The organism is Paraburkholderia atlantica (genome assembly GCF_009362785.1).
GTDB lineage: Bacteria > Pseudomonadota > Gammaproteobacteria > Burkholderiales > Burkholderiaceae > Paraburkholderia > Paraburkholderia atlantica.
In genome coordinates this window covers 46,936-60,211 of sequence record NZ_WHNQ01000031.1, presented here as the reverse complement: position 1 = coordinate 60,211, position 13,276 = coordinate 46,936, and the positions used below count along the sequence as shown (strand labels likewise).

Below are 13,276 nucleotides of genomic sequence, written 5' to 3'. Positions count from 1 at the left end.
AAATATAATCAGATTTCTTGGGTGATATGGATCAGTCCACGGTTAGCCTCATTGTTGGAATAACGGGTTCTCTCGTTACTATCGCTGGTTGGGTAGTTTTGAACCAACTCGGGCGCCGCAAAGACCGTGAGGCACGCCTTGAGTCAGATCGGCGTGCCGACAAGATCAAACGACTGGAGATCTCCCTAAAACAAGTTGAGGCACAGATTGGGGAGTTTTATGGTCCGATGGATGGGCTGATACATCAAGTTTGGGCGACATGGGAGGTCAAAGAGCGCATAAAAAGGGCGATCCCTCCTGATACGCAGTCTAAAGTTGATCATTTCGTGGGTGAGCGGTACTTTATGCCAATGCATTTGCAGCTGCGTCAACTTATCATGGAAAAGGTCCACTTGATAGAAGGAGCCACAATTCCGCAGAGTTTTTATGACTATATGAAACACAGTATGATGGAAAATATCCAAATAACACTTTGGAACGAGCAGCAAATTAGTACGTTGGCCGCAGAGGGAATCAGCTGGCCTCAACAGTTCGCGCTTGACGTCGAGCGGGGATTACAGGTTTCCATGCACCGATATGAAGGTCTTCTGGCTGAGCTTCGATCCGATCCAGCAGCGGAACCCGGCTTTGCAGTCGCTATGGGAGTTGAAGCCACGCGTCGATATGAACAAGGAAGTATGTGACGATATACGCTGAACTGACGATCGGAGCTGTCGTCGATCCGTAGCATTCGGCTATTGGCAAGAGTCCGACTCTTTGCCGTCGTTCGGGCCGCAGCACCTTCAACGGCGCTTTCAAGTGATCAGAGGTCGTTTGGCGATCTCAAGAGTCAAGTGCAACGTTTAGCTAAACCGGCTTTTTCCATTTCCTTTGCCATTGCTTCTTCGGGGGTGTGCCAGCCGAGGGTCTGACGAGGTCGTCCATTGAGCAACCTGGCGATGTCGTTCAGCTGCGTCTGGCTGAGCGACGACAGATCCATCCCCTTGGGCAGGAATTGGCGCAGCAGGCCGTTGGTGTTCTCGTTGCTGCCGCGCTGCCAGGGCGAGTGCGGATCGGCAAACCAGATATCGATAATTCAGTCGCCAGGAGAGTTCGACGTGGCAAGCCATTTCCGTGCCGCGGTCGTAGGTCAAGCGTAAGCGCACAATTTCCCCCACCTAGCTTTTGCGTCCGGCAAGATCCACGATTGCGTCCGCAACCCTAACGTAAGCGTCACGTGGTGGCCGTTGAGAATTCTCTGGACAAGCGTCGAAGAACGCGGCAGGCGCATGATGCCGCTGCCAGAAGGGATTAAAGCAAGGCAGGCGTAGATCGGAGGAGATGCCTCGGGATGTTCCAGGGCAGCAGTTCGTCGATGCGATTGGCCTGATGATCGGCGATGTGCGTATGCATGTATTCCAGATAGAAGCGTGGGTTGATGCCATTCAACTTGCACGAGCCGATCAGGCTATACATTGCGGCGGCTCGCTCGCCACCGCTGTCGGAGCCGGCGAACATGTAGTTCCTCCGGCCCAGGGCTACGCAACGCAAGGCATTTTCGGCAAGCACGTTGCTGATCTCGATGCGGCCGTCGTCACAGAACAGGGTGAGTCCATCCCATCGGTTCAGAGAGTAGTTGATCGCTTCGACCAGTGGTGCCTTTGGCCAGAGAGTGGCGAGTTTCTCCTTCATCGACTTCTCAAGAGCCGCGAGCAACGGGCTGCTCTTTTCTTGCCTGACGTGTCGCCGCTCATCGGGTGGTTTGCCGCGGATATCGGCCTCGATTGCGTAGAGCTCGCCGATCATGTCGAGCCATTGCTTCGTGGTTTCCGACGGTGCTGACGTGCTGACTCATGGACGTCGAAGAGATATCGACGCGCGTGATCCCAGCAAGAAGCCAGACGAACCTTACCGCTTTCGGTCAACTCGTTGAAGCCGGCATAGCCGTCCCCCTGAAGGACGCCTTCGAATCCGGACAGATGGGTCTGGGGGTGGATGCCTTTGCGGTCAGGCGAGTACGCGAACCAGACAGCAGCGGGTTCGCTCGAACCTGAGCGACGATCATCGCGCACGTAGACCCACAACCGACCGGTCCTGGTCTTCCTGTTGCCGGGCGCGAGCACCGGGATCGGTGTGTCGTCCGCGTGGAGCTTCGCAGTCGCCATGGTGTAGCGACGCAGGGCTTCGGTCAGCAGCCGGCAGAGTTCTTCGCATTGCCCGACCCAGCGTGCCATGGTGGCCCGATCGAGACGTACGCCGTCGCGCGCCGCGATCTCCGATTGCCGATACAGCGGCGTGTGGTTCGCATACTTCGCAACGATGATATCGGCCAGCAAGCTCGGATGCGCGATGCTGCGCCCGATCGGCAGCCCTGGCATGGGAGGTTGCACGATATGGCCGCAACCGGTGCAGATCCGCTTGCGACGGATCGTGCGGAGGACCTTGAACATCGCCGTGACCCGCGCGAGCTGCTCGGACACGTCCTCGCCGAGTAATTCCATGGCGTTGTTGCACTTCGGGCAGACGGACTCGGGCTCGAGCACGCGCTCCTCGCGCGGCAGGTGGGGCGGCAAGGCTTCCTGAGGGGATGCCGCAGACACGCCTGAACTTGATGCACGAGCGCGCGCACGGCGCACATCGGCGACGCCGCTGCCCGCTGCCAGATCCTCGAGTTGGGTTTCGAGCCGATCGATCTGCCGCTCAAGTTGCTCGGATTTGCGACCGAAGTGCATACGCCTGAGCTTGTCGATCTGGGCCGTCAGGCGCTCAATCTCCTGATCCCGTTCGACAATCTCCCGGTCGCGGTCGGCAATCTCCTGCAGCATCTTTGCCATCGACGCCTGCTGCTCGAGCACCAGGGCCTGGAGCTCGGCAACAGTGTCCGGAAGTGGCGCATGATCGGGCATGCGCTGCAGTTTACGAGCCTTCGATGCGGTTTACAACATCGACAATGCGGTCGTACGACGGGGTTGTCGCCAATCGATGCCTTCCAGCAACATCGACAGCTGTGCCGACGTGAGATAGATCTTGCCACCATCAGCCTGGGGCCAGACAAAACGCCCGTGGGAAATCCGCTTCGCCAGAAGCCATAGTCCGTCATCGGTTGCCCAGAGAATTTTTACCAGATCGCCGCGACGTCCACGAAAAATGAACACGTCGCCGCCGAGCGGATTCTCTTCGAGTGCCGCTTGCACCTTCGCGGCAAGAGCCGGAAAACCACTACGCATGTCGGTGACGCCTGCGGCGATCCAGATGCGAGTGCCCGCCGGCAAGCCGATCATCGGGATAGCTCCCGGATCAGCAGCCGCAGCATATCCGGTGACACGTTGCCGCGAACTCTCAAGCGTGCACGGTCGAACTCGATCTCACAAAGATCCTCTGGAGACCGCGCTCTATCGACTGCCATCGGTGGCGTATGTTCTGCCGCCTCAGCGACAACATCCACAGGCAACAGCGACGGCACCTCCGGTGCCCGCTTCGGCGTTGCGCCCTCAGGCAGCGTCGGCAAACCGTACTCTCCTGCCAGATAATGCCGTCGCCATTTGAACAACAGGTTCGCATTGATGTCGTTGCTGCGCGCGATCAATGCCACCGACGCGCCCGGCTCAAAAGATTGTTCAACCAGTTGCCGTTTGAACTCGGTCGGAAAGTTCGGCCGCTTATATGCGCCGTCTGCGGCGCCATCGCCCCAAGTCTTGTCCACTTTGGTATCCACCATAATTTGGTGGATACCAAACTACCCAAAACCTCAATCAGCACGCCAGAACGGCCACTGCAAGACGCTTACGGTTTGCTGGCCGCTTACCAATCAGCACGCCAGAACGGCCGCGGCGAGACGCTTACTCGGAACCCGCAGGAGGCCCGCTGGAAGCTTCTCTGAAGATCTATGCGGGCAGGGTTCTCCACACGCCGATCCTGCAATCAGCGTGCTGAGCCTTACGGGAAGGGGGAGATCCTAAGCACAGATCAGGTAGACACGACGTGTTCCGAAGCGCCTGTGCCGGCCGTATCGCTGGTATTGGCGGCGGCGAAATGGAAGGTGGCGCTGCACGATGGCCGACGCGAGCAGCCCGCCGTGCACACGGTCGCGGAACCGCAGGCGGGAGCCCGGTTACATAGCGTCGGATGAAGCGAGTCGTGCCGGAGAATGGGTATGAAAAGCAACATCGCGCTTCTCGCCAGAGTGCTCTTTGGATACCTGATCATTCAAGCAACTTCAACCAATCTCATGCACGGCGACCTCGAACCAAGTTCGATAGGAAACCGGTTTACCGTATATCCCGCTTGGGTTCAGGTGCATCTCGTCGCCACCCGATAAGGCAAACTGGTGCGAATACCAGCGGTCTACGCCGTCGAGAACAGTCTTGTCCTGATTGCCCTTTGGGCCGAAGATCCGCGGAAGCACGGCCGCGCCGACAATCCCTTGTGCGGCTAGGGTCCCAAGAATCGCGGCCTCGTCGGGTAATAGCATTGGGTCGTCCGTTGGCACCATCATGCGGTGCACGCGGTACTTAATGAAGTCGTTGACGCTTGGGTCGGGGGGGTAGCGGAACACCATGGCCGGCTGTTTTGGTAGTAAGTGCAGCTTGCTCCTGTCGCCGATCTGCGGGCCATAGTGCAAGTGGTGGCGGCCAATGATGAATACCTTAACGTCGCGCTTTATCAGACTCGGGATAATGTCCTTGCCTATCACCGGTGGGGGGCCAATCCGATTGTCCTCTTTATCCTTGGGCCGGTAATCGTTCTGGATATCGTTCATGTTCTGCGGTTCGATTGCGACGATCGCCTTCAGCGCCTCTTGGTTGAGCCGGCAGACGTTCCATAAATCGAATCCAGATTCGCTGTAAGCGGAAATGATCAGCTTATCGCGACTTAGCACAATGTCGCCAGCACTTAACGTCAGATCGGTGTTGGACTCAAGCACACCGAACACCGCATTGGTAACCGAGACGAGGTGCCCCGTCACCGCACCACCGTATGAGAACGATTCCCCAGAGTCGGCCCGGCCAACGCGTTGTGGCACCAGAAGGAATTGAGCCGGAAGCCCGCCCCCGATATGCTCGAAAGCCTTCTGCAGGCCAGCACCGATTTTCCAGTGGTCCGTCGTAATCTCGCCAGTTTCCCTGCCCTTTACTGTCGCTTTGCGGAAATTGACCACGTTGCGCATGCGCGTTGGCGCTAGAACTGGTGGACCCAGCGAGGGCACCAGCACGTCGGCGATCGGCGGCAGCAGGTACCTCATCAAAGGGACACCGTCGCGTTCGAAGAAACTATCGTTGTGCAGTAGGTATTGTTTGTCGTCTTCCGGCCACTGGCCCTCACGATTGTCAGAGGGTTGCAAGAACATATGGGGCGACACCGGACGGGTGCCTCGCAAGTGGTTCGGCACGACTGCGTACCAGATCATCGGGGCGCCGGCGGTATGTGCGAACACCTTGAAAGTCAGTCCGCGGTCACGGTTTAGTATTTCGTATACTTGGTAGTTTCGATTGTTGCGGTGAAGCTGGCGCCAGCCCTGCGTGATATCCAGCATCAGCGTGTTCAACAGTATTTCGCCCGCTGCTAACTTGCTCAAATCAACCAGCGGGTGAATTGCTGCGTTGGCCAGCCGCTGCCGTCCCGCCGCGTCAACCCAGCTACCGGCGGCAAATATATAGTCGACCCGTGTGCGGCCGCTCACATCGCGCGGCGTGGGCCGTAGCCGCTGCACGATCCGCAGCGCGGTGAACGCTAGGCCGCCCAGCATCACGTCGGCACTGTAGTCGAGCTCGACCATAGTGATCAGTTGCTTGGCCGGCAGGCCCTGTTCCAGCACCGGTTTTCCGTCGGGCTGGTGCCGTTCGGGGACGGCTGCAGGACTTATGTCGACAACGAACGTCGATGGTGCCGTTTTGGCGGCCATGATCTTTGCCGTCGTGCCGTCCTCGAAGGACAGCGTACAGGTTAGAGAGGCCCCCTCCAACAGAAAGTGTGCGCGGTTGTTCGTCCCAAAGCGGACGGTCAGCTTCGTGTGACCGGCCGGGATTGGCGCGGGTTGCAACGGCGGCCAAACGACAGGCTGGATCGGTGGCTGCCACGGGGCTGGTGGCGTTGGTGACGGGTCGGGCTGCGCGACTACGTACACTGAGCGTGCCCTGGGATCTTCGCCCCGCATTGGGCTGTGCCGAAAGCCCACGCCCTCACCGTATATGCGCAAGCTGGCGGCATCGACGCCGGCACGAAGAAGTTGCGACTCAAGAAACGCGCGCGTGACAAGATACCGGTCTTCGGATAGCACGTCATCGTGGCGTGCTGCCCCAGTGCGCGACGCATGCGCTTCAGCGAAAACCTGCCATCCTCGCGGTGGATCCCAGACCTCGGACACCACGTCGACGTCATGTGCTGTACCGATGCGCGACACCTGCGTCTCAGCGACCACCAGATCTCTGCGCGGCGGACCGGCCCGCATCCACTTGGCAAGTCCCTCGAGATACCGCTTGTGCTCAGGTCGAAGTGCTGCGCCATCAATCTTGAAGTTCTGCAACAAGAAGATGCGCCGACTGAAATCGCCCGGCACCCGGAATTCGAGCACGTTGCCACTAGGTGAGCCGCTACTCACTGTTGCCTGATCGCGAGGATTGCGCCCCTTGCGCCGGTCGTCGGCATCGGTCCAACTTGCGTAGCGGGCGCGCGAGGCTGCCGCTGACACAGCCTTGCCGGAGGTCGCCGGCGCGGGCAAACCGGACACCGATGCGAGAGTGGCTTCAGTGACTGGCCCGACAATGCCATCAGGATTAAGGTGATGTTGACGCTGGAATTGCGCTACTGCCGCCCGCGTTGCAGGCCCCCCTCGTCCATCGGCAATCAGCTTCGTGCCGAGCGTGCGATTTAGCGCGCCCTGTACCCAGCGCACGTACTCCGGCATAGAACGGGCAGAAGCCGGTGTCACCTCGCCAAGTTCGAACGGCCCTTCGAGCGCGAACGCCCCCTCGAACTCGAACGCTTTGGTTTCGCGCGGGTCGACCCAAAGGAAAGGGCTCCCGGCGTCCGCCCCATCTCCTCTCAAAGATGTCATGTTGTCTCACGTGGGACGGCCGTTAAACCGGGCCTGTGGCCGCACCGGTGCCGGTGCTCTTGGGCGTGGCGGAATTGTCTGCTGCGGGTTCAACGGAACCACGCTGGTAGCCTTGAGATCTCGACCGGTGGCGAGGCTGTACTGATCGATGACAACTTCGGCGTTCAGTTCGGCTGTGTTAAAACCAGGGTTAATGTTGTAGAGCAGTGCCGCCCCGCTGGCATCATTGAATTTTCCCGTCTCGATCGATTGCAAAAGGACGCTGAAGGGCTGAGCAAGATCGAACAAGGGCTTCGCCTTCGAATGCGCGACCAGTCCGGCGCGCACCGCAAGTTTTGCCAAACGCTGTTCCGGGCTCGCGGCGGTGCATTTAAGATCGACAATGGCTGGACAGTTGTAGCTCACCGCGAGGTGCAGCCACGACATCACGGCAACTGCACGAAATTCCTCCCGCGAAAGATTTCCGAAGAGGCGGCGGGTCGTCAACATATCGAAGAGGCGTCGCGCCCCAGTGGCGATTACAGTCGGATCGGTGGGATTGGCACCGCTGAAGTTCCTGGCGTTCATAATGCCAGCCCACACTTCACGCGCGAATGCTTCGAAGGTCGGGATGAAGTCGCGGTTGGACGCCGCAGGTTTGCGATACGGATGTTCCTTGGCCAGGTCTGCGGCGTGCGAGAGGTCGATCCCGAACATCCAGTTGTAGACGGTCTGCCGGTTGGCAATCTCGTCGCGTCGCGTACGACTCGTGGTGTTCCAGATGGCTGACGGTATGCCATCGCCATATATTAGGTACTCGGTATTACGCCAGAAGATTTGCGACGCCGGACTGGGTATTTCGAGATCTTCGGAGAACGTATAGGTCTCGAGCAAGCGCGCGAAGATGTCGAATATGCGCGTGTTCTCGATTAGGTAGGCGTAGATCAGGTGGGCCCAGTTGGTCGGCTGCACGTTCCCAGCCGGCGGAGTCTTGACGCCCGGTAACTGGTTGGGCGGCAAGAACACTTGATTTGCCATTGGCATAGCAGGATACGCCGACGGCAGTTGCTGGGGCCACTGCGGAATCGGGTTCGGAGGGGAGACCGAGAAATCGTAGCCAGAGATGAACCTTCCGGCGACATTGGGGTCGAGGATAGCGTCGGTCATCCACTGCGGCCATGGCGTGAAGATTGCGCTTGCTGGATTGTAGCGGTTGCGCCAAACGGTCTCGACAAGCGCCGCGATCTGGAGTGGCGCGTAAAGGAAGAGACTGTCGACGGCTTGGAGGGCGGTTGCACTGAGTTGGTCGGGTGGGGGAAGTGGGGGCCCGGCCGAGGGCATGACAAGCTCGAGGAACATGGCTCATTTCCTTCTGAGAGCTGGAAACGACGGACGGCTAAAGCCTCCCGTTGCGTCCAGCAGTGATCCTGGCCAGCACAGCCCAGGCTGGCCGCCGCACAAGCTTTGATAGAGGCGGTCCAGCTCTTTTACGTCGTCGCGCTGGTCGCGGCTCAGATCCCTATTCCCATTATCCAAGATGACAACCTCGTCATTGTTGCCATCCCGTCGCGCCGCACTCTGACGCTGTAGTTCGGCAATACGGTTGTCCAGACGCTCTCGCTCGACAAGAAGGCTTACCAGACGTTCTTTCTCGGCAAGACCGCGCTCTGGTTCGGGAAGATCGAGATCCAGACTCCGCCTCAGCTCTGCATTCTCGTCACCGAAGACGTCAGCGTCACCATCGCCTCGATACTCGATCGTCGTCTCTTGGCGTTCTCGCTCGGCAGGACGGTCTTCCGCACTCTGCGTGTCGTCTCGTTCCTGCGCCTCGGAATGGGACGACTTGTGCTCGTTGGTCATGTTCTGCTCTCCTCTCCTGCGAATGACGGGCTTTTTGTGGTGCATGGTTAGGCAACCTCGTGTTCTGTGGCTAACTGCCCAAGCTTGACCATCAAGGCTTCCTGCTGCTTGAGAATCTCGCGTCCAAGCTCCGGTTCGGTCGCGAAACGCAGGCCGGACAGGGCGGTAAGCCGCAAACACTCCGTCCAGATCCAATGGGACGACGTGAACGCAGCCGCGCCGGCTTCGCGCTGCATTTGCCGCAAGACAGTGGGCGCAACGCGCTGTGGATCGACAAGATCAGCCAGTCGTCGCCCACGGAAGCAGGGAAGCTCAGCCAGGAGAGAAAGCTTGACGACGCGAGGGAGCAGGGGCAGTATCGTCCCGATCATTGCACCAGTGAACGCGTCGGCGCGCGCAACTTGATGCAGTGATGTCCACGACTCCGCCAATTCGTCCCATGGACCCATTCCGTAGAACTGGCGGCACATCTCGACACCGAGCATGACCCGCAGGTACGCGATCGGGTGTGGGTCACCTGGGATGAACCGGAACGCATCGGCATCCGTGCCCGATATGACGTCCGAGACCGCGACAACGGCGGCGAATCCGGAGTGCGCGAACGCGAATGCGTCGGCCGCAATTTCGGTCGCCCAGCTCGCCACTTGTTCGGCAATCTCGGTGCCGAACTGCGAGAGCTCACGCACTAGTAAAAGCTGGAAAGCCTCGTTCCAGCCACTTACTGCTGCAAATTGGTGACCGCTCTCATGCAAGAGAGCGGTCGTACGGAAACGATTGTGATACGTCACCTTGATTGCTGCGATCTGGCTGAGCGAACCATCCCAGAGCGGCGTCCCCCAGCGCAGGATCGCGGCGCCCAAGCCCGGCTTGAAGTAGGTCATGACAGGCGGCACCGTCTCGCCGAGGTACTCAAGCCCCTGGCTGATCGCGCGATGAGCCATTACATCGCATGCGCGCAGTTGCGCGCCGAGTTCCGGATTGGCACGCGAACGCACTGCGTCGACGAAGAAATCCACCAGTAGTTCGGTCCTCATGTAACGCTCACGCAGCCTCGCCACCTGACGATCAAGTCGTTCAAACTCAGGCCGCGTCTGCGCCGCGCTAAAGCCGGCGCGAACGACCGCTGCCTCGCGCTTGAGTTGTTCGCGTGCATCCTTCAGTTCACGACGCAGCGTCACCCCGACCCTGCGTTCGACGCTTGCCCATGCCTCGGGCGTAGCGGACGCCTCGAAATCATCGAGCCGTTCGGCGGCGCCTTCCCAGTGCGTAAGCTGACGCAAGACGTGACGCTTGAGACCTTGGGTCACTCTATCGGCTGGACGAACTGCGATGGCTGTCATGGCAGTGCGTACCCCGCTAGGGCCACCACCTGGAAAGCTGGCTCGCCGCGTAACCACGCCGTGCCCTGCACCCTGCGCGGAACCTGCCCTTTCGCGATGCTCCCCACGACGTCAAACCCAGGAACACGGCTCATCGCGATCCGTAACGTGACGCCATCATGCTCAGACGCACTAAGCCTGCGGAACTGCTCAGCGTTATTGCGCAGATACTGCGATATTTGATGCGCGGCCCACTCCGCGACCTTCCGTGAGAGTTGCGTGCCGATCATGGATAGCCACGGCGGCACCCCTTGCCCAAGGTTTGGTGCTTCGCCGATGATCCTAATCGCGGGCGGAAGATGCCGCACCAGCAACGCTGACTTCACCAGTTCCTCTGCGCGCCGGATCAGCGGCTGCACCAACCGGTACGCATTGGCGGCGCTGCCCGACTTTGCGAGCTCCACCGACACTTTTTGCGCCAGCGGTTCGCTAAGGAAAAGCGACAGCTTGATCTCACCCTTGCGCAGATTGATGAAAACCTCCGAGCGCGCGAGCCGCGCGTGCGGACGCGACTGGTGCGTCCGGCCGCTCGGTGGTTCGACGTAATACAACCGCTGGCGCAGGTGCAACCGGTGCGGGGTAGAAATCTGCGAGCCGGGCGGTGTCGTACGCAGCCCGAGACCAGCAGCATTTGGGCCGAGCAACGCGCCGGCGGCTTGTGGCGTGAGCGGGTGTAAATCGCGAGGGTTTATTCCCTCCGCACGAGCGATCGATGATGTCGTAGCGCCGGGCAGCACCTGGTAGAGACGTAATTTGGTCTGAAGCGGCTGCGCCGTCGGCACGTCCATACGATCGCGCAGATGGTCGCTCAGACTCGCGTTGCCGAAAGTCCGCACGCTATCCGCGACACGTGGCGTAATCGTCACCGGGACGCTATCGCTATACCTCGAATAGCGCTTGCGATGAGTGTCGTGCGGCATGCGCATCCATACGCCGCGTTGGTCATGTGTCTCGCGCAGTTCGGCCTTAATGTGCGTGTTTGGAAAGTACGTCGCGGCGGCATCTTCGAAAGCCTCGCGCACGGCCGACTCAAGCAGCGTCTCGTTTTCGAAGGTCGAGGGCGCGAATTCGCCCAGCCTATTCACCGTTTCCTCTACAGTCGCCGCAAGCGCCTCGGCGGTGAGAGCACGCGGATCAGCCGCGCCTGCTTCCGCTTCCAGCCCGAAAATCCGCAACCCGGCGTCGGCAATCGCTGGTCCGAGCAAACCCGCAGCCTGGGAACCAATCATTGGCTTGATGAGCCCGGAGATCAGCCTCGCAATAAAAGAAACAAGCTTGGGTCGCCCCATGACCGTAATAGCCGTCTTGGCAACCGGCCACAGCATTGCAGGCAGGAACTGCTCCATGACCGGCTGCGCCGACTCGCCGGTCTCGAGTTCTCTTAGCGATCGCGCCATATTTGCACGTGCGTCGTCGAGCTCATTGAGCGACCGATCCGAACCCTCACCTTCGCCATAGGCCTCTGCGAGATACTCAGCCTCAGCTTCCTCCGGAGCGAGCATCAGTTGCGCCGCCGCAAGATCGAACTCGGCCTCAAGTCGCGCAACGTCGACACCGGCCGGGACGACCTCGGCTTCAGTCTGTTCGTGGTCGGTCAGTTCGTGATCTTGCGTTTCGCCAAGTGCACGAAACAACCGGTCTGAAAGTTGTCGCGCCATCGGTTGAACGGCGGGCGGCAAGTTGCCGAGCGCGAATTTTACGACGTGCTTCAAGAGAAAGATGCCCAAGCGCTTGAGGCCTTTAAGTAAAGGCCCGAGCGCAAGTTTGCCAATCGCCGCGAGGCCCTGGCCAGCCAGGCTGATTGCACCTTTGACACCGCTGCTCACGGCCCGCACTGCGCCCGATACAAGTTTGCCGGCCTTTCGCAATAGTCCGCCCAGAAACTGTTCGGACGCCGGTGCAAACGGACTCGCGGCCGGCGCGATTTCGTTCACGACGCGCTCGATTTCGGCTTCAGTCAGCGCTGCGGTCTCATAGCTCTCGAATCGTTCAAACAACCGGTCAAGGGCCGCCTCCATCTCAGTTGCTAGCGGCGCAAAGTGATCGTTGAGTAGCCGCTCGGAAGTAACATCGCGCTGCTCGCGATCGCCATACTCGCCGGCTAGCTGTTCAGCGTGCGTCTCAAGTGCCTCGGTTGCAAGCGCTTCCAGCGACTCACGAAACAGATGATCCTTCAACTCAGCCGCGATTTCCGCTAGCGTGGCGACTTCGGGCGCGCCAATCTGCGCGCCGCTCTGCTCGAACGACTCGAAAGTTTCGAACGGTGTATCGAAGTGCCACGGAGTTGGCGCAAGCGTTTCGTTGGTCGCTACTGTCTCGCGTTGCGGTTCCTCGTAGCTTTCATAGCGCGGCTCGACGAACGGCGTTTCGGCAAACGAGCGATCCTCGTCCTGATACGTCTGCATGGTGGACACCCTTTAAGGCAACGTCCGAAGCCGGAATGCTCCGGTACAAACTCATGCAAGTTTGTGCTCCCTTCGTTAGGTTCGCCAGGCGATTCTCACCAAGCTACTCGGCGGTTTCCCAACACACGCGGAACACGGTTAGGTAACCCTTTCACCACACCACATCCCTTGAGGCAAGAAGCTCTCTACCGGTTTCCGTACGCTCCAGTGCGTTGCCCTGTGATCGCCGGTGGCGGCAGGGATTTGTAGTCGAGGATTGCCGCCACATGTGGTAAGCATCACCTACTACGAATAGTTCAAGACCGTTCGCTGAGTTATTCGCGATGGCTAAGTCATCGTCATCTATTGGCATGGAAGGACCTCGCGATGATGGTATTCAAAATCCAATGATCGTCACTGAAATGCAAGCTTTCCGCGCGCCCCCTTCGGCATCGTCGTTGAGGATCGCATCTTGCGACTCGGCCCCTGACCATTCAGGACGAAAGACGAGTATTGCGTTTTCCATTAAATCCGCGAAACAGAAAGTGCTTTTTCTCATCATTTATTTAAGGCGTTCCTTTTGTTCGCCTTTCGCTCGTAGCGTGGCCCATCGGCCCTTTTAGGGTAGACGGTGCTAGTGC

At 59.4% G+C, this 13,276-nt stretch carries 8 protein-coding genes and 3 pseudogenes; 2 read left to right on the top strand and 9 right to left on the bottom strand.

Going from position 1 to position 13,276, the window contains the following annotated elements; all coding sequences use genetic code 11:
- Window positions 1-17 precede the first annotated feature (17 nt).
- Entirely contained in the window at window positions 18-683 is a 666-nt protein-coding gene (locus GCT19_RS31535) for a hypothetical protein (RefSeq protein WP_152854095.1), read from the top strand.
- Window positions 684-829: 146 nt separating this feature from the next.
- On the opposite strand, the pseudogene GCT19_RS31530 reads toward GCT19_RS31535, so the two are convergent.
- The 4 genes and pseudogenes from GCT19_RS31530 to tnpA all read right to left on the bottom strand — a co-directional run.
- A pseudogene (locus GCT19_RS31530) lies at window positions 830-1,133 on the bottom strand (IS30 family transposase); the annotation flags it as partial.
- Window positions 1,134-1,290: 157 nt separating this feature from the next.
- Window positions 1,291-2,885, bottom strand: a pseudogene (gene tnpC, locus GCT19_RS31525) (IS66 family transposase).
- Between the two features lie 30 nt (window positions 2,886-2,915).
- Window positions 2,916-3,260 (bottom strand): IS66 family insertion sequence element accessory protein TnpB, encoded by a 345-nt coding sequence (gene tnpB, locus GCT19_RS31520; protein WP_152854094.1) that lies wholly within the window; start codon window positions 3,258-3,260, stop codon window positions 2,916-2,918.
- Window positions 3,257-3,682, bottom strand: coding sequence for an IS66-like element accessory protein TnpA (gene tnpA / locus GCT19_RS31515; protein WP_321576898.1), 426 nt, complete (start codon window positions 3,680-3,682; stop codon window positions 3,257-3,259). The genes tnpB and tnpA overlap by 4 nt, the downstream gene beginning before the upstream one ends.
- Before the next feature lie 249 nt (window positions 3,683-3,931).
- On the opposite strand from tnpA, the pseudogene GCT19_RS45095 reads away from it, so the two are divergent.
- Window positions 3,932-4,102, top strand: a pseudogene (locus GCT19_RS45095) (IS110 family transposase); the annotation flags it as partial.
- 93 nt (window positions 4,103-4,195) lie between these two features.
- Here the strand turns inward: GCT19_RS45095 and GCT19_RS31510 are convergent.
- From GCT19_RS31510 to GCT19_RS31490, 5 genes are read right to left on the bottom strand one after another with little or no spacing between them, the layout of a single operon-like run.
- Window positions 4,196-7,033, bottom strand: coding sequence for a peptidoglycan-binding domain-containing protein (locus tag GCT19_RS31510; RefSeq protein WP_152854092.1), 2,838 nt, complete (start codon window positions 7,031-7,033; stop codon window positions 4,196-4,198).
- Window positions 7,034-7,039: 6 nt separating this feature from the next.
- Window positions 7,040-8,371: a hypothetical protein gene (locus tag GCT19_RS31505; protein WP_152854091.1), complete on the bottom strand. Its 1,332-nt coding sequence runs from the start codon at window positions 8,369-8,371 to the stop codon at window positions 7,040-7,042.
- 3 nt (window positions 8,372-8,374) lie between these two features.
- Entirely contained in the window at window positions 8,375-8,872 is a 498-nt protein-coding gene (locus GCT19_RS31500) for a hypothetical protein (protein WP_152854090.1), read from the bottom strand.
- Between the two features lie 47 nt (window positions 8,873-8,919).
- Window positions 8,920-10,179 (bottom strand): hypothetical protein, encoded by a 1,260-nt coding sequence (locus GCT19_RS31495; protein WP_152854089.1) that lies wholly within the window; start codon window positions 10,177-10,179, stop codon window positions 8,920-8,922.
- A gap of 29 nt (window positions 10,180-10,208) precedes the next feature.
- The gene (locus tag GCT19_RS31490; RefSeq protein WP_152854088.1) at window positions 10,209-12,656 is read right to left on the bottom strand and encodes a hypothetical protein; all 2,448 of its coding nucleotides are present in this window, start codon (window positions 12,654-12,656) and stop codon (window positions 10,209-10,211) included.
- Between the last annotated feature and the right edge of the window lie 620 nt (window positions 12,657-13,276).

Coding starts and splice junctions, on each gene's coding strand:
- GCT19_RS31490 (WP_152854088.1), bottom strand. CDS start 12,656: ATGCAGACGTATCAGGACGAGGATCGCTCGTTTGCCGAAACGCCGTTC.
- GCT19_RS31505 (WP_152854091.1), bottom strand. CDS start 8,371: ATGTTCCTCGAGCTTGTCATGCCCTCGGCCGGGCCCCCACTTCCCCCA.
- GCT19_RS31510 (WP_152854092.1), bottom strand. CDS start 7,033: ATGACATCTTTGAGAGGAGATGGGGCGGACGCCGGGAGCCCTTTCCTT.
- GCT19_RS31500 (WP_152854090.1), bottom strand. CDS start 8,872: ATGACCAACGAGCACAAGTCGTCCCATTCCGAGGCGCAGGAACGAGAC.
- tnpB (WP_152854094.1), bottom strand. CDS start 3,260: ATGATCGGCTTGCCGGCGGGCACTCGCATCTGGATCGCCGCAGGCGTC.